At 69.9% G+C, this 21,200-nt stretch carries 19 protein-coding genes and 5 pseudogenes; 12 read left to right on the forward strand and 12 right to left on the reverse strand.

The annotated features are described in order from the left end of the window. Positions 1 to 823 precede the first annotated feature (823 nt). Both AC5DRG_RS01195 and AC5DRG_RS01200 read left to right on the forward strand, forming a co-directional pair. Complete coding sequence (locus tag AC5DRG_RS01195) at positions 824 to 1,456, forward strand: class I fructose-bisphosphate aldolase (RefSeq protein WP_491807428.1); 633 nt, start codon at positions 824 to 826, stop codon at positions 1,454 to 1,456. A gap of 316 nt (positions 1,457 to 1,772) precedes the next feature. Further along, complete coding sequence (locus AC5DRG_RS01200) at positions 1,773 to 2,093, forward strand: adenine nucleotide alpha hydrolase family protein (protein ID WP_491807429.1); 321 nt, start codon at positions 1,773 to 1,775, stop codon at positions 2,091 to 2,093. Positions 2,094 to 2,111: 18 nt separating this feature from the next. Here AC5DRG_RS01200 and AC5DRG_RS01205 read toward each other — a convergent pair whose 3' ends face one another. Both AC5DRG_RS01205 and AC5DRG_RS01210 read right to left on the reverse strand, forming a co-directional pair. Next, positions 2,112 to 2,309, reverse strand: coding sequence for a hypothetical protein (locus AC5DRG_RS01205; protein WP_491807430.1), 198 nt, complete (start codon positions 2,307 to 2,309; stop codon positions 2,112 to 2,114). A 362-nt stretch (positions 2,310 to 2,671) separates the two neighbouring features. Beyond that, positions 2,672 to 3,163: an MBL fold metallo-hydrolase RNA specificity domain-containing protein gene (locus tag AC5DRG_RS01210; protein WP_491807431.1), complete on the reverse strand. Its 492-nt coding sequence runs from the start codon at positions 3,161 to 3,163 to the stop codon at positions 2,672 to 2,674. Between the two features lie 214 nt (positions 3,164 to 3,377). On the opposite strand from AC5DRG_RS01210, the pseudogene AC5DRG_RS01215 reads away from it, so the two are divergent. Both AC5DRG_RS01215 and AC5DRG_RS01220 read left to right on the forward strand, forming a co-directional pair. Beyond that, positions 3,378 to 3,850, forward strand: a pseudogene (locus tag AC5DRG_RS01215) (PP2C family protein-serine/threonine phosphatase); the annotation flags it as partial. 36 nt (positions 3,851 to 3,886) lie between these two features. Beyond that, positions 3,887 to 4,291: an ATP-binding protein gene (locus AC5DRG_RS01220; RefSeq protein WP_491813390.1), complete on the forward strand. Its 405-nt coding sequence runs from the start codon at positions 3,887 to 3,889 to the stop codon at positions 4,289 to 4,291. Here AC5DRG_RS01220 and AC5DRG_RS01225 read toward each other — a convergent pair. The 3 genes from AC5DRG_RS01225 to gap all read right to left on the reverse strand — a co-directional run bounded on the left by AC5DRG_RS01225 (position 4,281) and on the right by gap (position 8,282). After that, complete coding sequence (locus AC5DRG_RS01225; protein WP_491813391.1) at positions 4,281 to 4,775, reverse strand: hypothetical protein; 495 nt, start codon at positions 4,773 to 4,775, stop codon at positions 4,281 to 4,283. The genes AC5DRG_RS01220 and AC5DRG_RS01225 overlap by 11 nt on opposite strands. A gap of 616 nt (positions 4,776 to 5,391) precedes the next feature. After that, the gene (locus AC5DRG_RS01230) at positions 5,392 to 7,143 is read right to left on the reverse strand and encodes a GAF domain-containing sensor histidine kinase (RefSeq protein WP_491807432.1); all 1,752 of its coding nucleotides are present in this window, start codon (positions 7,141 to 7,143) and stop codon (positions 5,392 to 5,394) included. A 110-nt stretch (positions 7,144 to 7,253) separates the two neighbouring features. Continuing rightward, a complete protein-coding gene (gene gap, locus AC5DRG_RS01235; protein ID WP_491807433.1) occupies positions 7,254 to 8,282 on the reverse strand; it encodes a type I glyceraldehyde-3-phosphate dehydrogenase in 1,029 nt (342 codons plus the stop codon). A gap of 469 nt (positions 8,283 to 8,751) precedes the next feature. Here gap and AC5DRG_RS01240 point away from each other — a divergent pair, with 469 nt between their 5' ends. Both AC5DRG_RS01240 and AC5DRG_RS01245 read left to right on the forward strand, forming a co-directional pair. Next, a complete protein-coding gene (locus AC5DRG_RS01240) occupies positions 8,752 to 9,177 on the forward strand; it encodes a hypothetical protein (protein WP_491807434.1) in 426 nt (141 codons plus the stop codon). Positions 9,178 to 9,577: 400 nt separating this feature from the next. Next, positions 9,578 to 10,030 carry a pyridoxamine 5'-phosphate oxidase family protein gene (locus AC5DRG_RS01245; RefSeq protein WP_491807435.1) on the forward strand — a complete coding sequence of 151 codons (453 nt, stop codon included), beginning with the start codon at positions 9,578 to 9,580 and terminating at the stop codon, positions 10,028 to 10,030. Between the two features lie 160 nt (positions 10,031 to 10,190). Here AC5DRG_RS01245 and AC5DRG_RS01250 read toward each other — a convergent pair. From AC5DRG_RS01250 to AC5DRG_RS01260, 3 genes and pseudogenes are all read right to left on the reverse strand, one after another. Further along, positions 10,191 to 10,376: pseudogene (locus AC5DRG_RS01250) on the reverse strand (universal stress protein); the annotation flags it as partial. Between the two features lie 286 nt (positions 10,377 to 10,662). Then, positions 10,663 to 11,781 carry a fatty acid desaturase family protein gene (locus tag AC5DRG_RS01255; protein WP_491807436.1) on the reverse strand — a complete coding sequence of 373 codons (1,119 nt, stop codon included), beginning with the start codon at positions 11,779 to 11,781 and terminating at the stop codon, positions 10,663 to 10,665. 7 nt (positions 11,782 to 11,788) lie between these two features. Continuing rightward, on the reverse strand, positions 11,789 to 12,844 hold the full coding sequence (locus AC5DRG_RS01260; RefSeq protein ID WP_491807437.1) for a ferredoxin reductase: 1,056 nt from the start codon (positions 12,842 to 12,844) through the stop codon (positions 11,789 to 11,791). A gap of 87 nt (positions 12,845 to 12,931) precedes the next feature. On the opposite strand from AC5DRG_RS01260, the gene AC5DRG_RS01265 reads away from it, so the two are divergent. Both AC5DRG_RS01265 and AC5DRG_RS01270 read left to right on the forward strand, forming a co-directional pair. Next, on the forward strand, positions 12,932 to 14,071 hold the full coding sequence (locus AC5DRG_RS01265; protein WP_491807438.1) for a PucR family transcriptional regulator: 1,140 nt from the start codon (positions 12,932 to 12,934) through the stop codon (positions 14,069 to 14,071). Positions 14,072 to 14,608: 537 nt separating this feature from the next. After that, entirely contained in the window at positions 14,609 to 14,947 is a 339-nt protein-coding gene (locus tag AC5DRG_RS01270; protein WP_491807439.1) for a thioredoxin family protein, read from the forward strand. Positions 14,948 to 15,048: 101 nt separating this feature from the next. On the opposite strand, the gene AC5DRG_RS01275 is transcribed toward AC5DRG_RS01270, so the two are convergent. Together AC5DRG_RS01275 and AC5DRG_RS01280 are read right to left on the reverse strand one after the other, a co-directional pair. Continuing rightward, a complete protein-coding gene (locus tag AC5DRG_RS01275; protein ID WP_491807440.1) occupies positions 15,049 to 15,228 on the reverse strand; it encodes a hypothetical protein in 180 nt (59 codons plus the stop codon). A 474-nt stretch (positions 15,229 to 15,702) separates the two neighbouring features. Continuing rightward, positions 15,703 to 15,864, reverse strand: coding sequence for a hypothetical protein (locus AC5DRG_RS01280; RefSeq protein WP_491807442.1), 162 nt, complete (start codon positions 15,862 to 15,864; stop codon positions 15,703 to 15,705). Between the two features lie 278 nt (positions 15,865 to 16,142). Here AC5DRG_RS01280 and AC5DRG_RS01285 point away from each other — a divergent pair. From AC5DRG_RS01285 to AC5DRG_RS01295, 3 genes and pseudogenes are all read left to right on the forward strand, one after another. After that, positions 16,143 to 16,606 (forward strand): annotated as a pseudogene (locus tag AC5DRG_RS01285) (transposase); the annotation flags it as partial. 19 nt (positions 16,607 to 16,625) lie between these two features. Beyond that, a complete protein-coding gene (locus AC5DRG_RS01290) occupies positions 16,626 to 17,144 on the forward strand; it encodes an NUDIX domain-containing protein (protein WP_491807443.1) in 519 nt (172 codons plus the stop codon). Between the two features lie 419 nt (positions 17,145 to 17,563). Next, positions 17,564 to 18,514: a hypothetical protein gene (locus tag AC5DRG_RS01295; protein WP_491807444.1), complete on the forward strand. Its 951-nt coding sequence runs from the start codon at positions 17,564 to 17,566 to the stop codon at positions 18,512 to 18,514. Positions 18,515 to 18,585: 71 nt separating this feature from the next. Here AC5DRG_RS01295 and AC5DRG_RS01300 read toward each other — a convergent pair. Then, positions 18,586 to 18,882: pseudogene (locus AC5DRG_RS01300) on the reverse strand (transposase domain-containing protein); the annotation flags it as partial. A 177-nt stretch (positions 18,883 to 19,059) separates the two neighbouring features. Here AC5DRG_RS01300 and AC5DRG_RS01305 point away from each other — a divergent pair. Next, positions 19,060 to 20,349: an MFS transporter gene (locus tag AC5DRG_RS01305; RefSeq protein WP_491807445.1), complete on the forward strand. Its 1,290-nt coding sequence runs from the start codon at positions 19,060 to 19,062 to the stop codon at positions 20,347 to 20,349. Positions 20,350 to 20,371: 22 nt separating this feature from the next. On the opposite strand, the pseudogene AC5DRG_RS01310 reads toward AC5DRG_RS01305, so the two are convergent. After that, a pseudogene (locus tag AC5DRG_RS01310) lies at positions 20,372 to 21,146 on the reverse strand (IS5 family transposase). Between the last annotated feature and the right edge of the window lie 54 nt (positions 21,147 to 21,200).

Raw genomic sequence — 21,200 nt, forward strand, 5'->3', positions numbered from 1 at the left:
ACCCGCAGCCGCGCTCCGCGCGCCTCAGCGGCTGCGAAGGCGAAGTCCGCCACCTCCTCGACCGGACGGTGTGCGTCGAACCCACCACGACCTGGGCGGCACCGCCTGCCGCTCGTACCCCGTCTCCCAAGCCCCCTGCCGACGGTTCGGGCACCAGCACGACCGGGCAAGCGGCTGCCGCCGCCACACGAAGGGCCACCGAACCGACCATGAGTTAGTCGAAGCCGCCCGAGCCTCGTGCACCGACCACCAGGACCCGGCGCTGTGCGCCGCGGCAAGGAGTGCCACGTCCGGGGCGTCTGTGGCCTGCTCGCCCCGCACCTGGAGATCCGGACAGCGGGCGTCAAGGTCGGCGATCGCCCGCTGGAGCCTGCGCTCCCCCACATGATGCGACTTTTCCATGGCTGGGACCGGGACGGCATCGCCAGGAAGCGGTGGAGAGGCGTGCACGAGACGCAGCGCCGCTTCCCGCACAGCCCAGTCGGCTTCGACCAGGCTGCGTGCGGATCCGTCGATGCCTGCCAGCACCGGGTGACTCATCGCGTCCTCCTTCGCCCGCCGTGCGCCTCCTCAGGCTCGCCCCACGACCTCCTTGACCCCTCTTCCGCTGTTCCACGGCGGGCCTCGAAGGTCCCGGCCAGGGGGCCGCCCGGCCCGCTGCCCCGCTCCACCGCGGGAACGGACCACGGTCCCCGCGTCTTCACCGCGTTCCGTCCCCATGGGGGCCGTTCGACCTCCGTGAAGGGCCCAACGGGCTCTGCCGAGCCATCACGCCGCGCCGCATGTTGGACAGTGAACCGGCGAGGCGGCCATGCGAACCTCCGTGGCTCCCTCCTTCGGTATTCCGGGTGACAGGAGAGTCGAGCAGTGCTTCGACCTGGGCGCGGTCGGGGTTGGCGCCACGGTCTACTTCGGCTCGGAGCAGTCGGACCGCCAGTTGCAGGAGGTCAGCGAGGTCTTCGCACGGGCCCACGAACTGGGCATGTTCACGGTGCTGTGGTGCTACCTGCGCAACCCAGCGTTTAAGAAGGACGGCGTGGACTACTCTGCGTCGGCCGACCTCACCGGACAGGCCAACCACCTCGGGGTGACCATCGAGGCCGACATCGTCAAGCAGAAGCAGGCGGAGAACAACGGCGGCTATCGCGCGCTGGACTTCGGCAGGACCGACCAGCTCCTGTACGGCAGGCTCGCCACGGACCATCCGATCGACCTCACCCGCTGGCAGGTGGCCAACTGCTACATGGGCCGGGTCGGGCTGATCAACAGCGGCGGTGCATCGGCCGGCCAGGGGGACCTCGCGCAAGCGGTCCGAACCGCAGTGATCAACAAGCGGGCCGGCGGCACCGGTCTCATCACCGGCCGCAAAGCCTTCCAGCGGCCCACCGGCGAGGGCATCGAACTCCTCCACGCCGTCCAGGACGTCTACCTCGACGACGGCATCACCATCGCCTGACGGCGGCATGACCCGACGCCCTGGGGTCGGCGCTCAGGGCTCCGTGTCCCGGCCCTTGCCCTTACCGGCTCGGCGGGCGCAGCCCGGCGGCGGTGGCCGCCGGGCTCGGCTCCGTGGCCGCGCTTTCGGCCAGCGACCGGGCCTTCACTCCTGCTGCCGCGAATGGACACTCGGATCCGTGTCCCGCGTGCGTCTCACACGGGCGTTCGCTCGCTTCACGAGTGAAGACGTCCTGTCCGACGGCCGTGGCCCCCCAGGCGTTGGCCGTGATCGCTGAACACGACGAGGGCTCCGCGCGTGGCCGCAGCGCCGTGTCATGCGGGACGTTCTTGTACTCGTGTGGAGGAAGACGACCAAAAGACCCCCTTCGACGGTCCGCGAGGTCTTCGGACCGCGGATCGACAATGCCTTGCGTGCCGTGCTGGTGGAGGGTCCGCCCGTTCGGGTGCTGCTTGACCAGGCGCGCGGGACACTGCTGCTCGCCCTGGGGCGCAAGGCTCATGGGGTGTACGAACCGACCGCGATCGGGGCGGTGGGCCGCGAGCGCCTGCGGCATGCAACGGTTGGGGTGGTGACAGTGCCGCTCGCGGACAAGGCCGCGGCACCGCTCGGTGTCGTCCGGAGCGGCGCCGCATAGGGCCTGTCGGGCGCCCCGTCAACAACTGACCGTGGTGCGGTGATCCGTGCTGGTCGGCCGGGGCGGCGTCTGCGCGGTCGGCCGGTGTGCGCGGCGGCGCGCCACTCGCAGAGCCAGGGCGTCCAGTGCGGCGGTGAGCACGATCGTCACGCCCATGGCCGCCACCAGCAACACGACGAACCGCTCCCAGAACTCCGGTGTGAGACTCGTACCCACTGCCCTCACTCCCCTCCGACGTGTTCCGTTCATCTCACTGTCATCGAACTCCGATCCAGGTCACGACGCGTGAGCCGACCGGCCCGAACAGAGGGCTGGGACGGCCCTTGCGCCCCGGACGGACATCCCCTGGGCCGCTCGGCCCATGCATCGGGGTCGGTGGGCTCATTGCGATGCGCGGGATCATGGACGAGGCTCGGGGTACACGCGGTGCCGGAGTCGATGGCACACCGTCCGGAAGGGGCCTGGAGGTGACGATCATGAAACGGACCTACGAGACCAAACTCCCTCGGCCCCCGCGGCGGCCCGAGCCCCCCGACCTGCGCACGCCCTCCGGGCGGTCCCTCCCCTACTGACCCCCGTCAGCGGACGAGGACCCGTTCCCCGGAACGCGGCACGACCGCCGTCCAGCCCAGGGTCTTGTCGATGCGGTCCCGCAGCGCTTCGGCGGCTTCCGGCTCGCCGTGCACCAGGTAGGTGGCGTGCGGGGCCTCGGCGTCGCGCAGCCAGTCGATGATCTGCGCGGCGTCGGCGTGTGCGGAGAAGTGGGGCACGTTCGCGACCTGGGCGCGCACCGGCACGTACTCTCCGAACATCTTCAGCGCCTTGACACCGTCGACGAGGTCGCGGGCACGGGTGCCCTGTGCCGCGAAGCCCACCACCACGACGGTGTTGCGCGGGTCGGGCAGCAGCCGTCGCAGATGGTGCAGGACGCGGCCCCCGGTGGCCATGCCGGACGCCGACACGATGACGGCCGGTCCGCCGGCGCGGCTGATGTCGACGGATTCCTGGATGGAGCGTGCCGCGAGGAACGGCTCGGGGCTCAGGGCGGCCGTGCCCGCGGTCGACCGCAAGCGCGCGGAAGCCGAACTCACCACCCTGTACGAGCAGCAGCGGCACATCGCGCTCACCCTGCAGCGCAGCCTCATGGGCACCCCGCCGGCCATACCCGGTCTTGCCGTGGCGAGCTGCTATCGGCCCGCCACCCAGGGCGCCGGCGTGGGCGGCGACTGGTTCGACCTGATCCCGCTGGGTGCCGACCGGGTCGGCGTACTCATGGGGGACGTCATGGGCAGGGGCCTGGAGGCCGCCGCCTTGATGGGGCAGTTGCGCTCGGCCGCGCACGCGCTCGCCAAGACCGGTATGCAGCCCCGGCAGTTGATGCAGGCCCTGGACACCTGTGTGGCCGACCTGGACGTCTGCGACCAACTCGTCACCTGCTGCTACCTGGCCGTCGCCCCGGACACCGGGACCGTGACCACCTGCTCGGCCGGTCATCTGCCGACCCTCGTCGCCTCGCCCGGCGACGGCGTGCGCAACCTGGAGTCCCCGGTCAACGCGCCCTCGGCGTCGGTGACATCCTCTACCTGCAGTCCTGTACGGCCATCCCGCCCGGTGCCACGCTCGTCCTCTACATCGACGGCCTGGTCGAGACACCCGGCAGCGACATCGAGGGTCGCATCGACGAACTCACCGTCGTCCTCGACAAGTTCTTCGCGGACACCCCATGCCTGGAGGCCGCAGCAGACCATGTGCTGGCGAGCCTGCTGCCCGACGCGGACAGCCACGACGACGACGTGACACTCCTGTTGGCCCAGATCCCGGCCGCGCCGCTGGCATCCCTGACGACCGACCTGCCCGCCGTCGCGACCTCCGTGCCCGAGGGCCGTGCCTTCCTCCACAAGGCACTCATCGCCTGGGACTGTCCCGCGCCCACGGACGACGCGCTCCTGCTGCTGTCGGAGACCCTGACCAACGCCGTCCAGCATGCCGAGGGCCCCCTCGCCCTGCAGCTGCGCCGCACGGCCACCGACCTCACCGTCGAGGTCACCGACCGCAGCCCGCATCTGCCCCAGCCCCGGCTGGCGGCCGAGGACGAGGAGTCCGGCCGGGGCCTGATCCGCGTCCGTGCACTGGCCGACAACTGGGGCGTGCGCCCCACCGACGACGGCAAGGCGACCTGGTTCACGCTCAGGTTGTGACGGCCGGACGGGAGGTGCGTGAGGCACCCCTGGGCCACACCACCTCGACCGGGATGCCCCGGGCCCGGGCGAAGGCCACGAGGTGGGCGGTGGCGTCCGTGCCGTCGGTCGGTGAACCGTCCCAGACTGCCAGGACCTTCCGACTCGCCGCGACGAGTCGTTCGTCGGCGCCGATGCAGGCGCCCCGGTCGGCGGGGTCGAAGCCCAGCAGCCGTACCTGCTCGGCCAGCATCAGCAGTTCCGCCGCCCCTGACCGGTCGGGCTCCGGCAGGACGGCGGGCACCGATCGCTTCGTGGGCAGCAGAACCACCAGCTTCCGTCCCGCCGCGCTCACCGCCCGCCCGAATGCCACGGGCAGCCCCGCCCCGACGCGCACGAGGCCGACGGCGCCCTCGGAGAGACGCCCCAGGCAGTCCCGCAGCTCGGCCTCCACCAACTCCAGTGTGGGCACGGTCAGATCCGCATGCCCCACCACGACGATCATCGCCTCTCCCCACCGGACATTCCTGGTCCTCACCTTCACGATCTGTCGGCAGCAGTGAACCCGGCGGTGTCCGCCCGCCGGTAGGGCCGAGCGGCCCCCTGCTCGGGGCGTGTCGGCACGCTGCGCCGCCGGTACACCGGGTATGGCCGGGCGCCGGTTCTCCATGGCTCTCAGGGCGGCGGCGCTGGGCGCCGGCAGCGGGGCGACGTTCGCCTTCGTGGCCATGCCGACGCCGCCGATGCGGACCGGCTCGGTCACCGGCGTCGTCGGGGCCTGCGGGCGGCCTAGGCGGCCTCGTGCCGCCGCTGGTTATGGGCTCGTTCAACGGCGCCTGCGAGCCGTACGGGTTGGGACTGCTGTTGCTCGCAGCGGTGGCCTCTGTCGGTGCCGGTGCCCGAGCGGGGATACTGATATTGCAGGGGTCCGCCGGAGGTGTGCGGGCACCGATCCGGGGAGGTGTTGCCGCCCTGCCCTTCCCGAGAGGCCGCACGAGGCGTTCCCCATCCACCGGTCCACCCCACGGGCTCGGCTTCAGTCTCGCACCGCACACCACGGCCCGACGGAACCGAAGGGCCCGGAGACGGGTCCCGACCGGTCCCAGTGCCAGGGCCTCCCGCTACTCCGCCGCCGGCACCGGCACCCGCCACACCAGCGTGCTGCCCCCACCCTCTGGAGTGATCACCTGAAGCTCGCCACCCAGCTGCCGGGCCCGCTCGGCCATGTTGTCCAGGCCGCTGCGGCGCCCCTCGGGCGGAATGCCCACGCCGTTGTCGGAGACCGTCAGCCGCACCTCGCGACCGTCGGTCTTCAGCACCACATCGGCGCGGTCGGCACGAGCGTGCCGGGCAATGTTGGTCAGGCTCTCGGAGAGCACGGCCACCACATGGTCGGCGACCTCTCTCGGCACGTCCGTGTCCACCAGGCCCTCCATGCGCATGCTGGGCGCGAAGCCCAGCACGGGTGCCGCCTCGCCGGCCACCCGTACGGCCCGGGCCCGCAGTCCGGGCCCGGCGGTGCCCTCGTGCGAGCGCAGGCCGAAGATGGTCGACCGGATGATCTTGATGGTCTCGTCGAGGTCGTCCACCGCGCGCGCCACGCGCTCCGAGGCCTCCTGGTGCTCGATGAAGCGGCCCGCGCTCTGCAGCGTCATGCCGGTCGCGAACAACCGTTGGATCGCCAGGTCGTGCAGGTCCCGGGCGATGCGGTCGCGGTCCTTGAGCACCGCGACCTCCTCGGCGTCCCGGCGCCGCTCGGCCAGCTCCATCGCGATCGCGGCCTGAGCGGCGAAGCCCTGCAACGGCTCGGTCTCCTGCTCGGAGAACACCGTCCGGCCCTCCTCGCGCACGAGCAGCACGACACCTCGTACGCCCTCCCCCGTCCCGATGGGCACGGCCACAGCAGCCCCGAGCCCGGGGAAGCGCGTCGCGGCGGACGGCACCCTCCCCGCGCCCCCCATCTCGCTGCGCTCGTCTCGGGAGACGTCCGGGCTGATGACGGGTGCGGCGTCGGCGAAGGCCCGGCCGATGAGGCTGTCGTCCACGGGCAGGACGAGCCCGCGGTGTGCGTCGGCGCCCTTTCCGACGGCCAGTTCCACCCGCAGCGAGTCGGTGTCCTCCAGGGGCATGGCGACCACGGCGAGGGCCGCGCCGGTGATCTGCAGGGCCCGCTCGGCGATCAGGCCGAGGGCCTCGCCGCGCTCGCTGCCGGACATCAGGCTGTGTGTGATCTCCGCGGTGGCCCGCAGCCAGCGTTCCCGCAACCGGGACTCCTCGTACAGGCGGGCGTTGTCGATCGCGACGCCGGCCGCCACCGCCAGGGTGGACAGGACCGACTCGTCCTCGTCGTCGAACTGCGCTCCACCGCGCTTCTCGGTCAGGTAGAGGTTGCCGAACACCTGGTCGCGCACCCGGATGGGAACGCCGAGGAAGCTGTTCATCGGCGGGTGGTGGGGCGGGAAGCCGTACGAGGAAGGATGGTCGGAGATCCTGGCCAGCCGCAGGGACACAGGGTTGGTGATCAACTCGCCGAGGATGCCGTGGCCCTCGGGGTAGGGCCCGATGCGGGCGATCTGCTCCTCGGTGACCCCGACCGTGTGAAAGGCGGACAGCCGCTTGCCGTCCGCCCCGATCACGCCGAGGGCGGCGTACTCGGCGTCGACCAGCACCGCGGCGGCCTCCACGATGCTGCGCAGGGCCTGCTCCAGGTCGAGCTCCCGGCCGACCGAGAGCACCGCCTCCAGGAGGCTGTTCACCCGGTCGCGCGTGCCGCGGGCCGTGTCGAGGCGGGCCTGCAGTTCCTCCAGCAGCTCGTCCAGCTTCAGATGCGGCAGCCGTACGCGGGCCTGACCGGCCCGCTCCTGGCTTCCCACCGGTGATCCTCCACGTCCGCTCGACACACCCGCAGCCGACCGTTGCGGTCAGGTACAACGGTATCCGTCGCGGACGGAGGACGGTACGGGAGCGGTGGCAGGTGCCTCCGTCAATTGCGTGGAAGCCGGGCGGCGACATGCTCCGTGAGGTCGAGGAGCCGGTTGGTGTATCCCCACTCGTTGTCGTACCAGCCGAAGACCTTCACCAGGTCCCCGTGGGCCTGGGTCAGCGGGGCGTCGAAGACGCAGGAGGCGGGATCGCCGACGATGTCCCGGGAGACGATCGGGGCGTCGGACACCCGCAGGACACCCTTCAGCGGCCCGGCGGCGGCCTCCCCGAAGGCGGAGTTGATCTCGTCGACGGTCACCTCCCGGCCGAGTACGAGGGTCAGGTCGGTGAGGGAGCCGTCCTCGACGGGGACCCGGACCGCGAGACCGTCGAGGGTGCCGGCCGGCTCCGGCAGCACCGGGCCCACGGTGCGGGCCGCTCCGGTGCTGGTCGGGATGATGTTCACGGCGGCGGTACGCCCGCGGCGCGTGTCCTTGTGCGGGCCGTCCAGGACCACCTGGTCGTTGGTGTAGCCATGGATGGTGGTCATCAGGCCCTTGTCGATCCCGAATGCGTCGTCGAGGACCTTCACCATCGGCGCCACGCAGTTGGTGGTGCACGAGGCGTTCGAGATGACGTGGTCGCTGTCCGGGTCGTAGGTGCCCTCGTTGACGCCCATGACCACGGTGGCGTCGACTCCCTTGCCCGGCACGGACAGCAACACCTTGCAGGCCCCGCCCTTGAGGTGCAGCCCGGCGTCCTCGCGGCTGCGGAAGCGTCCGGTGGACTCGACGACGACGTCGACGCCGAGGCCGGCCCAGTCCAGGGTGGCCGGGTCGCGTTCGGCGGTCACGGCGATACGGTGGCCGTCGACGGTGATCGAGGTGTCGTCGTGCTCGACCGCGCGGCGCAGCCTGCCGTACGTCGAGTCGTACTCCAGCAGATGAGCGAGGGCCGCCGGGGAGGTCAGGTCATTGACCGCCACCACCTCGACCGACGTGCCGGCCGCTGTTTCCGCGCGCTCCAGCACACAGCGCAGGTAGTTGCGCCCGATGCGCCCGAAGCCGTTGATTCCCACGCGCACGGTCATGTCGCTCGTCCTCCCGATCGGTGTCCGGTGGTTCCGGTGCGCCGCCGGTCTCCGGCGCGCGCAACCCGTTCGGGAGGGGCCGTACGGGGGTGAGGTACGGGACGTCCGGCCCCACCGTCCGTCGCGGCGGGCCTCAGTGGCCCTGCCGGCAACCAGGCTCCCGTTCCCTGCTGGTCAGGCCCGGCAGAGCTTCCTGCCTCGCCGTTCACAGAATGTCCGATTCGTCATCGAGCAGGTCGTGCATGCCCCGCCGTACCACTTCGTGGTCGTCCAGCAGCTAGACCCAGATCGGGCTGTGCCGGGCTGTCGGGCCAGGTCCGGTCGGCCCTCGATCCGGATCCGCAGCGTCCGGCGACGGGCGGACACGCGGGACCCATGGCCCGGTCCCGGGGCCGGGTGGCCCTGGGACCGGAGCCGCTCCCCGGAGCAGGGTGGAGCCGCTGACGAACGATCAGAAGGAGTGGGGCACATGACTGCCAGGGACATCCGTGTTCCCGACACCGTCGGCGTACGCGTGCGCGCGGCGGGCGACGTGGACGAGGAAGCGCTCGCGTACATCCGGACCAAGGTCGAAGCGGCCCTCGACCGTCCGGGGCTTCCGGACGTCAGCGGCGAGGTGCGGGTCACCAGGGCCACGGCGCAGCACGTCGAGCAGCCGTGGTCCGCGGCGGCCGAGATTCGGGTGGGCGGCGTTCTCGTGATCGTGCACGCCCGTGAGGCGACCGCACACGAGCTCGCGGACCGCCTGCAGGACCGGCTGCGCGGCCAGGCCGACCGCGCCACGCACCGCGACGACGCGACCTGCAGGTCGGCCACACCGCCGCCGTGGCGCGGGGGCCGGGCGGAGGAGCAGGAGGGTCAGGACGGGCCCGGCGATCCGGCACCCGCCTCGTGAGAGAAACCCGCGCCGGGAAGCAGGAGACGGCAGGACCGGAAACGGCACCTGTTCCCGTGCGGCGACACCGCGGGGCCGACGCCCGAGGCCGGTTCCTCACAAGGCCCGGCACCTGGTAGGCACCGGCCGTCCACAACGTCTGGTCCCGCGGAGTCCGGACACCGCACCCCGCCCCGGCCACCGATCACCCGTGAAAGGGTCGCCCGGCCACGGGCAGGGGCCGAACGGCCCTAGCGCCATGACCTCCGCCGCAGTTCGAATGATCTGATCGAACGAAGCCGCGACGAAGATGCCTCGCCCCCTCACCGGCCGTCCATCGGGCCCCGCGCCACGTGACGGACCCGGGGGAGCCGGTCGGAGACATGAAGCAGTGAGAGACGAACAGACACGGAAGCCCGCCATGGCCCTCGACAACGGCCGGTCGACCGCCACTGGACCGCGCCGGAGCATCGACCTCGACAGCGCCGAGGCGCTGCGACTCCTGGGCAGCGTGTCCTTCGGGCGGGTCGTCTTCACCCAGCACGCACTGCCGACGATCCGCCCGGTCAACCATGTCCTGGACAACGGCGACATCGTCATCCGCACGCACGAGGGCGCCGCCCTGACCTCACGGACCCGGCAGGCCGGCGCGCCGGGCGTGGTCGTGGCGTACGAGGCCGACGCCATCGACCCGGACACGCACCTCGGCTGGAGCGTGGTGGTCACCGGTTACGCCCACCTGGTGACCGACGCCCGTGATCTGACCCGATACCAGGAGATTCTGCATCCCTGGGTGGGGCAGGCCATGGACTACGCGGTCCGCATCCACCCCGACCTCGTCACCGGAGTCCGGCTCACCCCCACCGAGGCCTGAGTCGGCCGTCGGCACCATCGCGAACGGCTCGTAGGCGTGCGACTGTTGCTCCCCTGCGTGCACAACACCCAGCGGGACCGCGCTCGTCACCATCGCTGCCGGAGCCGTCCGGTCCTGCGCCGGTGCGGGGAGCGGAATCCCGGACCAGGCCCTCTGCCGCTCATCCGATCGTCGGTACCAGCACCACAGGGCAGTGGGCGCGGTGCAGCAGGGTGTGCGCGACGGGTCCGAGCCGGCCCGCGCGGCGGTGGGCGCCGATGACGACGACGGCGGACTCGCGCGTGGCATCCAGCAGGGCGTGGGCCGGTCCGGTGCGGACCGTGCGGGACTCGACCCCGACGGCCGGGTCCGCGTCACAGCGCATGCCTTCCACCCAGCCTGCCCGTCGGCAAACCGAGTACGCGTACGCACCCGACGACCGGCCCGACCATGGCAGGTCAGCGCACTACAACACCTCGCCGGGGGCTGTGTGCTGAGCTCCTGGCGCACGTCCAGGCAGCGCAGCCGGACACCGGGCTGCCCGGGTCCCGTGTCGTACGGGCTGATGTCGCGGCCGCCCATCGTCCGCAACGGATCTCACCGAACCGGGCGGTGCCTCCGGTACGGCCGAAGGATCTGAACCAATACCGGGATCAGGCCGCGACGAGCTCCTGCTCGCGGTCCGGCGTCTTGACCTTGGGCTTCTTGTTCGGCAGCGAGAGCCGGAAGACCTTGTGCCACGCGGAGAACACCTGCTTGGGCAGCGGCCCGGCGACGTACTCCAGCTCGTACTTATCGAACAGCGCGCGCACCTTCACCGCGACCTCGGCGTACCGGTTGCTCGGCAGGTCCGGGAACAGGTGGTGCTCGATCTGGTGGGAGAGGTTGCCGGTCATGAAGTGCATGGCCTTGCTGCCGCTGATGTTCGCCGAGCCCATCATCTGGCGCAGGTACCACTGGCCGCGCGTCTCGTCCTTGATCGACCGGCGTTCGAAGACCTGTACGCCCTCGGGGAAGTGCCCGCACATGATCACCGAGTGGGACCAGATGTTGCGGACCAGGTTCGCGGTGAACGTGGCGGCGAGCGTGGGGAGGAACGACGGTCCCGACAGCAGCGGGTGGATCACGTAGTCCTTGAGCACCTGCTTGCGGATCTTGCGGCCCACGGCCTTGGCCCGCGCGCGGAACTCCGGGTTCTTGCGGCGGCGCTTGCTCAGGTTCTTGCCGAGCTCCAGGTCGTACGCTGCGATGCCGTACTCGAAGAAGCAGGCGTTGATGAAGTTCCACAGCGGCTGGCCGAGGTGGAACGGGTGCCACCTCTGGTCCTCGTCGACGCGCATGATGCCGTAGCCGAGGTCGTTGTCCTTGCCGATCACGTTGGTGTACGTGTGGTGCAGCTCGTTGTGGGAGTGCTTCCACTGCTCGGACGGCGAGACGTGATCCCACTCCCAGGTGGTGGAGTGGATCTTCGGGTCTCGCATCCAGTCCCATTGGCCGTGCAGGATGTTGTGGCCGATCTCCATGTTGTCCATGATCTTCGCCACGGACAGTCCGGCGGTGCCGATCAGCCACGCGGGCGGGAAGATCGAGAACAGCAGCACGCCCCTGCTGACCAGCTCGAGCTTGCGCTGCGCCGAGATGACCTTGCGGATGTAGGCGGCGTCTTTCTCGCCGCGGCCGGCGATCACCTCGTCGCGGATCGCGTCCAGCTCGCGGCCGAGTTCCTCGATCTGCTCCGCGGTCAGGTGGGCGGTGGGGTCGGTGGCGGTCAAGGTGCTCCTACCGTTCGATGTCGCAGGGGCCCGCCGCGGCGGACACGCAGGTCTGGATGAGGACGCCCGGCTCGGCCTCGGTGATCTCGCCGGTGCGCAGGTCGCGGACGGCGCCCGCCTTGAGCGGCGTGACGCAGCCGAAGCAGATGCCCATGCGGCACCCGGAGGGCATGAGCACGCCGGCCTCCTCGCCGACGTCCAGCAACGGCGTGGCGCCGTCCGCGTCGACGGTCTTGCCGGTGGCGCTGAACGTGACCTCGCCGCCGTCGCCGGCGACGACGATGCTGGGGCGGAAGCGTTCGGTGTGCAGGCGCTCTTGTACGCCGTGCTCACTCCAGTGCTCTTCGGCGGCGTCGAGCAGGCCCGCGGGCCCGCAGGCCCAGGTCTCGCGCTCGGCCCAGTCGGGCACGAGTTCGTCGAGACGGGCGATGTCGAGCATGCCGCCTGTGTCGGTGTGCACCTCGGTGAGCCGCAGTTTTTTGTCCGCGACCAGGTCGTGCAGTTCGTCGCGGAAGATCACGTCGTGCGGCTGTGGCGCGCTGTGGATCATGACGGCGTCGTCGAACTCGGTGTCGCGCAGCATGCCCATCACGGGCGTGATGCCGCTGCCGGCCGTCAGGTAGAGCACCTTGGCGGGCTTGGTCTGCGGCAGCACGAAGTCACCGGTCGGCTGGTCGAGCTGGATCAGCGTGCCCGGTTTCGCCCTGCGGACCAGGTGGTTGCTGACCTTGCCGTCCGGGATCGCCTTCACGGTGATCGTGACGCGGCCGTCTGGGCGGTTTGTCGGCGAGGTGAGGGAGTAGGCACGCCACAGGCGCACCCCGTCGACGTCGACCCCGATGCGCACGTACTGACCGGCCGTGTGGCCGCGCCAGCCCCGTCCCGGCCTGATCACGATGGTCGCGGCGTCACCCGTCTCGGGGTGCACGGCCTCGATGCGCCCACGCAGGTCAGCGCCCGCACGCAGCGGGCTGACCAGGTCGAGGTAGTCCGACGGCAGCAGCGGCGTCGTGACCATCTCCAGCAGTTTCCACGCCCTGCTGCGGAGGGCTGTACTCGTCATGACTCCAGCCTGCTGCGCCTGAAGGCGTAAAGTCCTGTCCGTAGGGCGTGAATCTGGTCGGCTGAATTGTTCGCAGGGAACAAAAACGTGAGCCATGCAATCCGGAGGGCCGGCGAACTGGCCCTGGATGAGACGACGGTCACCGCACTTCGGGCCGCGCTGAAGAGCACCGCCGACGAGGTCGTCCAGGCGATCATCGACGAGGTCCCTCCCTACGCAGGCGCCCTTACGGGCCCCATGGGCGCCACCATCCGCCGAGCCGTCCGGACCGCCCTGGGGCACTACCTGGACCTCGCGAGCGGGAACGCCACAGGCGGCGACGCCGGTGACGCGGCCTACGAGCTGGGCCGCGGCGAGGTGCGCGACGGCCGTTCGATGGACGCCCTGCTCAGCGCCTACCGTGTCGGCGCCCGCGTGGCCTGGCGATGCCTGGCAGCGGGTGCCGTACCCGCAGGTCTGCCCGCCGCCGAGGTCGCCAAGTTCGCCGAGCTGACCTTCGCCTACATCGACGAGCTCTCCGCCGCGAGCGCCGCGGGCCACGCCGACGAACTGGCCGCGCGGGGCAGGGACCAGGAGCGCCACCTGGAACACCTGGCCCGCGACCTCCTCGCCGGCGCGAGCCCGGACGTGCTGCTTGCCTCTGCTCAACGGGCCGCGTGGCAGCCTCCGGTTTCGCTGACCGCGGTCCTGCTGCCCGCCGCCCAGGCCCGGCCTGCCTACCGCGCGCTCGACCCGAGCACCCTCGTCCTGGACGATCTGCCGGACGCCACCGGTGTGCTGCTCGTCCCCGATGCCGACCGATCACATCTCTTGCGGCAGCTGACCGACCGCACCGCCGTGGTCGGCCCGGCCCGGCCATGGACTCGTGCGTCCGCCTCGTACGCACGAGCCGTACGCGCACGCTCCCTCTCCTCTGATATTCGCGACACCGAGGACCACCTGCCCGAGCTGGTGCTGAGCGCCGACGCGGACGCGTTCGCAGACCTGCGTGCCCGAGCCCTCGCACCGTTGCGGACCTTGCCTGTCGCGACCGCACGGCGGCTGGAGGAGACGTTGCGGGCGTGGCTGCTGCACCAGGGCAGGCGGGACGAGGTGGCGGCGGCGTTGTTCGTCCATCCCCAGACGGTCCGGTACCGGATGTCTCAGCTGCGGGAGCTGTTTCCGGATCTCGCATCGCCACAGCGGGTCCTCGAACTGACGCTGGCGGTCGGTCTTCGGGTCAGCTGACGCGTATTTCGACCGTCCACGCCCGCGTCCGCGAGCGTCCAGGAATCGTGCCTCGTTCTCGGTGCCATCAGCTGGCTCATGCGGCCCGGGGAAGAGCCGTATGAGCCAGCTGAGACCGGGGGTTGAGGTGAAGACCAGACAAGGCCCCGGGAAGCCCGTCGGGGGCGCTGTCTGGTCGACTGGATCCGATGGACGATGCGCACCGGCCCGCTCGTCGACGAGCTCATCGAGCATCCGGTCGGAGATCTGGGCAGCTATGCCCTGGAAAACGGCTTTCAGGTCGTCGCGGGGGGCACTGTCCTGGCACGAGCTGACCCACGGGCGCACGGCGGGCTGCAGCCGGGTGACCGGCGTGGCGGCCAGGCCGGGTCACCAGGGCCGGGGGTGCGGGCCGCTCGCGCCGGGGACCACCGTGGTTCTGCGACGGCCCCGTGCCTCCCTTCCGACAGGTCCACCGGACAACCGACCGGGCCGGCCTGGCACACCGCGCGAGGGATGATGGGGATGGAATGACGGAACGTGAGGGCAGGAGCTTCCATGACGAAGCGGGTTCACCGACCCCGTGAGGACGCGGAGTTCAAATTCATCCTCGGGATGAGCAAAGTTCCGGTCCTCGCATACTTCACCGGGACATGGCCCAAGGCAATCGAGCCCTGCCGGGTGATGGACCTCGTCGTGGGTGGCATCGCCGACGACTACACGGGCCGCCTGACGGCCGTCCGCGCCGACATCACGCGTTGTCCGGCCGCAACCGAGCGATACGGGATCACCGGAGCCCCGTCCTACGTCCTGCTGAAGGAGGGAGAGGCGGTGGCGCACGGCACGGGGCCTATGACCATCGCCGAGGTACGGAAGTTCCTGGACGGCCACCTGTGAGCGGCAACCGACGCTGCGGAACGTGGCCGCGACGCCCGCCACGTCTCATTTTTGGGAGCTGCGCCGCCTGAGACACCTTGGGGCTGAGACACCCCCACAGGTCACATAACCCCGTCCAGGATCAGGCCGGGCGGCCGGCTCATGGCGGCCATGGCCAGGTCCATCCAGAGCGCGGTGACGTCGCGGCCGGTACGGGACTGCAGCCGGACGCCGTTCTCGGTCCGCCACAGCACGGTCCGGTGACCATCGTTCTCCAGACTTTGATGTGTCTCATGAGACATGGGGATGCCTCACGACCTTGGCTAAGGTAATTGTCGTCGTTGGGGGAGGCTGACGGGCAGGATGGTGGGCCGGCCGACTTGCTTTGGGGTGACGTCCAACCCCTCTTCGACCCCGACTTGATGGGGTCGCTGCCGGACGTGCTTATTCCTGATACCTCGGTGTGTGCGACATCCCACGAGTCTGGAACCGCGACGGGCGTCCACGCGACAGCACCCCGATCACCGCCATCGAGATCACCGTGCACCCACCAGCTCTGCCCAGCGCGCAGGACCCGAGCCGGGCCCTCTCCGGCCGCTGGGGCCAGGTCTGCCAGCTCTTGGCCGCGAACTCCAACCACGCCATGCACACCCGGGACATCGCGCGGCATCTCGGGCTCCCCACCTCGGGGCGCCCTCTCAGCAGCCTCACCGCGCAACTCTGCTACTGGGCCCGCAGCGGGCGACTCATCCGAACCGCGCCGAACACCTACAACATCACTCTCCCTGATGCCTTGACACCACCAACAGGCCCTTAACTTCGTGGCATTGGTCGAGCATCTGCCGGTGGCAGTAGCCCTCGGGCTGCCCGCCCCGGCCCTCCAGCCAGGCAGGAACCGGCAGCGCGTCGCGCACCACCGCCCACTCCGCGTCCGTCATGTCCGACGGATACCTGCGCACCCTGTTCGGACGGTCGGCCGCGTTCCCGAACCGGTGCGCGAGGCAATCGCACGACGACACGCGGGAGTTGGACGGGACCAGGACCGTCACGCAAGACTGGGACAACAGGACCTCCCTGCACTCGAGTTGGCTTCGCAACCCTCGTGCTGCACCGGAGGTCCTGCCTTCATGCGCCCACCCAGCCAGGATCACCCGACCAGGGATCCCCTTCGATCAGAACCGCCCTCATGATCGATAGGGATACGGCTTCTGAAACGGCCAACTGCCTGGACAGTCTCCCGAAGTCGGCCCAGCCCGCGGCGAAGAAGGCTATCCAGGACATCTATAGCGCCGAGGACAAGGAGCACGCGGCCAAGGCCATCAAGGTGTTCGCCAAGCAGTACGGCGCGAAGTTCCCAAAGCCGTCAAGAAGATCGTCGATGACGAGGACGAGCTGCTGGCGTTCTACGAGTTCCCCGCCGAGCACTGGATCCACCTGCGGACCACGAAACCCATCGAGTCGACCTTCGCGACCGTCCGGCTGCGGACCAGGGTCACCAAGGGAGCCGGGTCCCGCGCCGCCGCCCTGGCGATGGTCTTCAAGCTCGTCGAGTCTGCCCAGGCCCGCTGGCGAGCCGTGAACGCACCCCACCTCGTCACCCTCGTCCGAGCCGGAGCCCGCTTCGAACGCGGCCACCTCGTCGAACGGCCCTGCGAAGACCCTGTCCCCACAGCCGCTTGATCCTCGCTGGAGCGAAACTATGAACGACATCGCCGGGAATGGCGTCGACTTCACCGCATCGATCAACAGCCAGGAATGGCACGTTGCGTGGTATCCGCCTCCTGACCCACCGTCGGGTACGCCACACGGCGCGGAGGCGGTGTGCGTCACCGGCGATCGGATTGTCGTGGTCAGCGAAGACGGACAGCGGTGGGGCCTGCCCGCCGGTCGCCCCGAGGGACATGAGCAGTGGGTCGACACGATGCGCCGCGAGGTCTGTGAGGAAGCCTGCGCCGAGGTGCTCGATTGCCGGCTCCTCGGGTTCAGCCGGGGCGTGTGCGTGCGGGGTCCGCAGGAAGGGCTGGTGCTGGTCCGGTCGATGTGGCGAGCAGAAGTGCGCCTGGCTCCGTGGGATCCACGCTTCGAGATGGCTCACCGCCGCCTCCTGCCGGCGGCGAAGACGTTCCAGTCCCTGACCATCCCCAACGGCCTTGGCCCCTTCTATCGCCGACTGTTCGTCGAAGCCGCCATCTCCCGCCCCGACATCCACGATCTTTGACCGCCAGATCACCCAGGCGACCAACGCATTAAAAGATCTTGATCCACAGGTCTTGACGATAGCTCTTGTCGACGAGTTGGGGAGGCACTGAGGTTCTTGCCAGGGCAGCATCGGGATGCTCGTGGTGAAAGGTGCTGGTCATGCCGCGGATGTCGAAGGTCGAGCTGTACGCGGCGATCCGGCGTGACCACGAACGCGCGGGCCACAAGGCCGACGAGATCCACGAGGTCTCGCTGTCGGTCTGAGCGTCTGACGGTCTGGCACCTGGTCCGCGGTGCCACGGTCCCCGCGTCCGCCCGTATTCTCTGATGGCCTACCTACCGGTCGCTGCCGCCGATAGAGTCCGCCGCGGAGGACTGACCGTGACACGAATACCCAGACCGGCTGTAGCGCTCATGTTGGCTGCCTCGGTTGTCGCGATGACGGCGCTCGCCGGGTGCGGGGAGCAGAAGTCCGCGCCGGCGGTAAAGAGCCCGTCGGCGAGCGGGCCCACACCCGCACCTCACCCGGTCATTCATCTCAGTGCGGACGGCAACACCCTGGTCCCCGGCGGCCCGCCCCTCCCCCTCCACCTCTCCGTCACGGGCCTCACCGCCGGGCAGGCCGAGCGACGCCATGTGGCGCTCTACATCGGGACCGTCCCCAACGAACTCCAGATCCGCGAGAACGGTTCCTGGCACGATGTGCCGTTCCAGTGGACCAACGAGCAGGACGACAACGGAGAGTTCGCCGCCATCGTGCCGCTGTCGTATCGCGGCAAGGCACGGACGGAGCTCGACTTCCGGCTGTTCACCGCTGACCAGCGCATCGACGACATAGATGGCAAGGTTCCTGCCGCGACCACCACGGTGGCCGCGGAGATGTCCAAGGATGCCCGTTATGCGGATATCCACCCGGCAGCATCCGCGACGCGCCTGCGCTTTTCCGTCGACCCCACGCATCTCACCGTCAAGGTCCCGCAGATACTCCGGGCGACCGAGGGCGGGACGCCGGTGGAGTGGTATGTGCGGGTGCGCAACGCCGCGGGCAAGCTCACTCGCTCCCACCTCCGCATCGCGATCTCCCTCGCCCCCGGAGAGATCGGCCGATCCATGCGACAAGTGCACTGGTCGATCAACCGCGAGGGCCGCTGGGCTGACCTGACAGGCCAAACACACGTGGAGACGGACGAGTTCGAGCTCAAGCCCGGGGAATCGCGGACCGTGCGGATCCGCCTCGCTCTGCCGGCCGACGCCAAGCCAAGCAGGTCCGACGACGTCGGCGCCGCACTGTGGGCGGCGGTCACGGCCCCTTGGTGGCCCTCCGACCCGGATCAGCCGTCGGGGGTCACGCACGACGCGGTGGCCACGAACATTCTCATCGAACGCTGACCTGAGAACGACATCCCCTCGTGGGCCGACCTGGCGCCTTACCAGACTGACCGGGGCGCGGGCCCGGAGGAGCGTGCTCCGGGCGTACGCGGCTGCGCCAGCGGCCCGGCCACCACCTCGAACAGTGCCTTCAGCGGAACCGGTCCCAGACGGCGCCGCAGGTCACGCAGCGCCTTTTCCGAGGGAGTCGCGACTGGCAGTCCGACCAGACCGGCGACCAGCTTGTCCCAGACCATCGCGTAGCCCAGATGAGGGAACAGGCCGAGCGCGAGCAGGAAATACACGCCCACCCGGGAGGGCAGGACCCGTAGCCGGCGCTGGACGGACCCGGTCTCCGCCAGCACGGCGTCGACCAGCTCGAAAGGAATGTACTTAGAACTCCTAACGAAATAGACCTGATGGTTGACCGGAGCGAGTAAAGCTCCAGCGGTCTACAGCAGTTCCCCCGAGGCTGGCACCACGACGAGCGGGCTCGATGTCAGTGCCGTGTGGCACCGTCGGTGCCGTGATCACCGTCATCAGTCGAATCAATCGGGGGGTGCCCAATGGCGGCCAGTGACGAGGCGGCCGAGGAGACTGTGGAAGCCAGTGGCCTCCCGGTCCCGGAGGCGTGCGATGAGAGGCAAGGCCAAGACAGGCTGCCTCGGGCCTACAAGTTGTGGCTCGTCGGCATCCTGGTGTCGCTCGTGGGCAATGCTGTCTTCTACTTTGCCCTCGGCTGGGCGGCCAGCGAGTACGGCGGGAGCATCGCGGGGCTGGCCCTGAGCGCGATCACGCTGCCCCGCGTCCTGCTCCTCCTCGTCGGAGGAGCGGTCAGCGACCGCGTCAGCGCACGACGCGTGCTGATCACCGGCGACGCGGCGATGCTGATTTTCTCGCTCACGCTCTCGGCCGTCGCCTACTCCCTGGGAGCCCCGCCCTTGTTGCTCATTGCAACTGGCATTGCGGTCGGTGTCGTCGACGCGTTCTATCTGCCGGCCTCGGGCTCCATGCCCCGCCGACTGGTAGCCAAGGCCCAGTTGCCTCGCGCGTTGTCCCTCAGACAGGTCGGCGGCCAGGTGATCAACATGGGAGGCGGTCCGCTGGCCGGTGTGCTGGTCGGCCTGGCCGGGTTCGCGGGTGCCGCTTTCGTCAACGCGGTCACCTTCGCCTTCACCCTGGTTGTCCTGACCGTCGTCCGCCCCCAGCACGACGTGCCTCCGACCCCGAAGACGGATGGTCTCCTCAAGGAAGCCTTGAGCGGGGTGAAAGTAGCCTTCTCCCATCCTGTGCTGCGCCCGGGACTCTGGCTCACCGGGGCAGCGGCCGGTTTCCTGCTGCCCGTGCTGTCCCTGCTGGTCCCCCTGCTCGCACGCGAGGAGGAGTGGGGCGCGGGAACTGCCGGGCTGGTGCTCGGAGCGCAGGGCGTGGGCATGGTGGCGGTCACCCTTGTCGTGGTGAAGCGCGGGCCGCTGGGGCGGCCTGGTCTGATGGCGGCGAGCGCGCTGGTCCTGGCGGGTGGGGGCGTCCTCGCGCTCGGTCTCTCCCCCAGCGCGACCGTAGCCGTCGCCGCCGGCCTGGTCATCGGCGTCGGTAACGGGACCTTCTCCGCGCACATCGCGCCGCTGGTTCTCGCATCATCACCCGACTCCCACTTGTCGCGGATCCAGGCGGTGCTGGTACTCGTGCAGAGCGTGGCCCTGTTGCTCATGAACAACGTGCTTGGCGCGCTTGTCGATCTTCAGGGCGCCACCGTCATCGTCGTCGCCTGTGCCGTCATGCTCGTCGGCGTGGGGCTCACAGGCCTGGCCTCAGGCCCGCTCCGAAACGACCGAACGGGACTGAGACGAAGCTGACTTCGACCGCCGGTGGGAAGTGCTACCGCAGCGATTTCAGGCGCCGCCAACAGATCAGAGCGCAGCCGAGGATGAGGAACGCCTCGTGGATGTCGTCGCGTATCTCCCAACGGATCCGAAGTCGGCGGAACCAGTGCAGGTGGGCGAACGCGCGCTCGACCACCCACCGTTGAGCCCCCAGGCCGGAACCGTGCGCGGTGCCGCGGCGGGCGATCAGCGGCTTCACGCCGAGGTCCCAGACCAGTCGGCAGTACTTGTCGTGGTCGTAACCGCGGTCGCCCAGCACGACGTCCGGGCGGCGCCGAGGCCGGCCGCACTCGCCGCGCACGGGCGGCACGGCACGGCCTGGAGCAGTGGGATGAGCTGGGTGACGTCGTTGCGGTTGCCGCCTGTCAAGGTGGCGGCGAGGGGGATGCCGGTGGCATCGGTGATCAGATGGCGCTTGCTGCCCGTCTTGCCCCGGTCGACAGGGCTTCGTCCCGTCTTGGGTCCCCCTTTAGCGCCCGGATGTGGGAGCCGTCGACGGCCGCCCGGGAGAAGTCCAGGGCGTTCGCGCCGCGGAGTTCAGCGAGCAGGACCTCGTGCAGCTGGGGCCATACGCCGGCCTCGGTCCACTCGGCCAGGCGGCGCCAGCACGTCATGCCCGAGCCGAAGCCGAGTTCCTGCGGCAGGTGTTCCCAGGAGATCCCGGTGTGCAGCACAAACAAGATGCCCTGGAACACCAGTCGGTCCGGATGCCGCTTGCGTCCCGGGTGCCGAGTTCGGCGCTCGACCGTGGGCAACAGCAGCTCAACCATCGCCCACAACTCGTCATCAACTTCCCACGGCTTCGGCCGAGCCACCCCGCACCC

The sequence above is a fragment of the Streptomyces sp. JLBG701 genome (genome assembly GCF_058544905.1).

Coding starts and splice junctions, on each gene's coding strand:
- gap (WP_491807433.1), bottom strand. CDS start 8,282: ATGACCGTGCGCGTGGGAATCAACGGCTTCGGGCGCATCGGGCGCAAC.
- AC5DRG_RS01305 (WP_491807445.1), top strand. CDS start 19,060: ATGGCGGCCAGTGACGAGGCGGCCGAGGAGACTGTGGAAGCCAGTGGC.
- AC5DRG_RS01245 (WP_491807435.1), top strand. CDS start 9,578: ATGGCCCTCGACAACGGCCGGTCGACCGCCACTGGACCGCGCCGGAGC.
- AC5DRG_RS01260 (WP_491807437.1), bottom strand. CDS start 12,844: ATGACGAGTACAGCCCTCCGCAGCAGGGCGTGGAAACTGCTGGAGATG.
- AC5DRG_RS01270 (WP_491807439.1), top strand. CDS start 14,609: ATGACGAAGCGGGTTCACCGACCCCGTGAGGACGCGGAGTTCAAATTC.
- AC5DRG_RS01275 (WP_491807440.1), bottom strand. CDS start 15,228: ATGTCTCATGAGACACATCAAAGTCTGGAGAACGATGGTCACCGGACC.
- AC5DRG_RS01280 (WP_491807442.1), bottom strand. CDS start 15,864: ATGACGGACGCGGAGTGGGCGGTGGTGCGCGACGCGCTGCCGGTTCCT.
- AC5DRG_RS01240 (WP_491807434.1), top strand. CDS start 8,752: ATGACTGCCAGGGACATCCGTGTTCCCGACACCGTCGGCGTACGCGTG.
- AC5DRG_RS01225 (WP_491813391.1), bottom strand. CDS start 4,775: ATGATCGTCGTGGTGGGGCATGCGGATCTGACCGTGCCCACACTGGAG.
- AC5DRG_RS01295 (WP_491807444.1), top strand. CDS start 17,564: ATGACGGCGCTCGCCGGGTGCGGGGAGCAGAAGTCCGCGCCGGCGGTA.
- AC5DRG_RS01200 (WP_491807429.1), top strand. CDS start 1,773: ATGCGGGACGTTCTTGTACTCGTGTGGAGGAAGACGACCAAAAGACCC.
- AC5DRG_RS01290 (WP_491807443.1), top strand. CDS start 16,626: ATGAACGACATCGCCGGGAATGGCGTCGACTTCACCGCATCGATCAAC.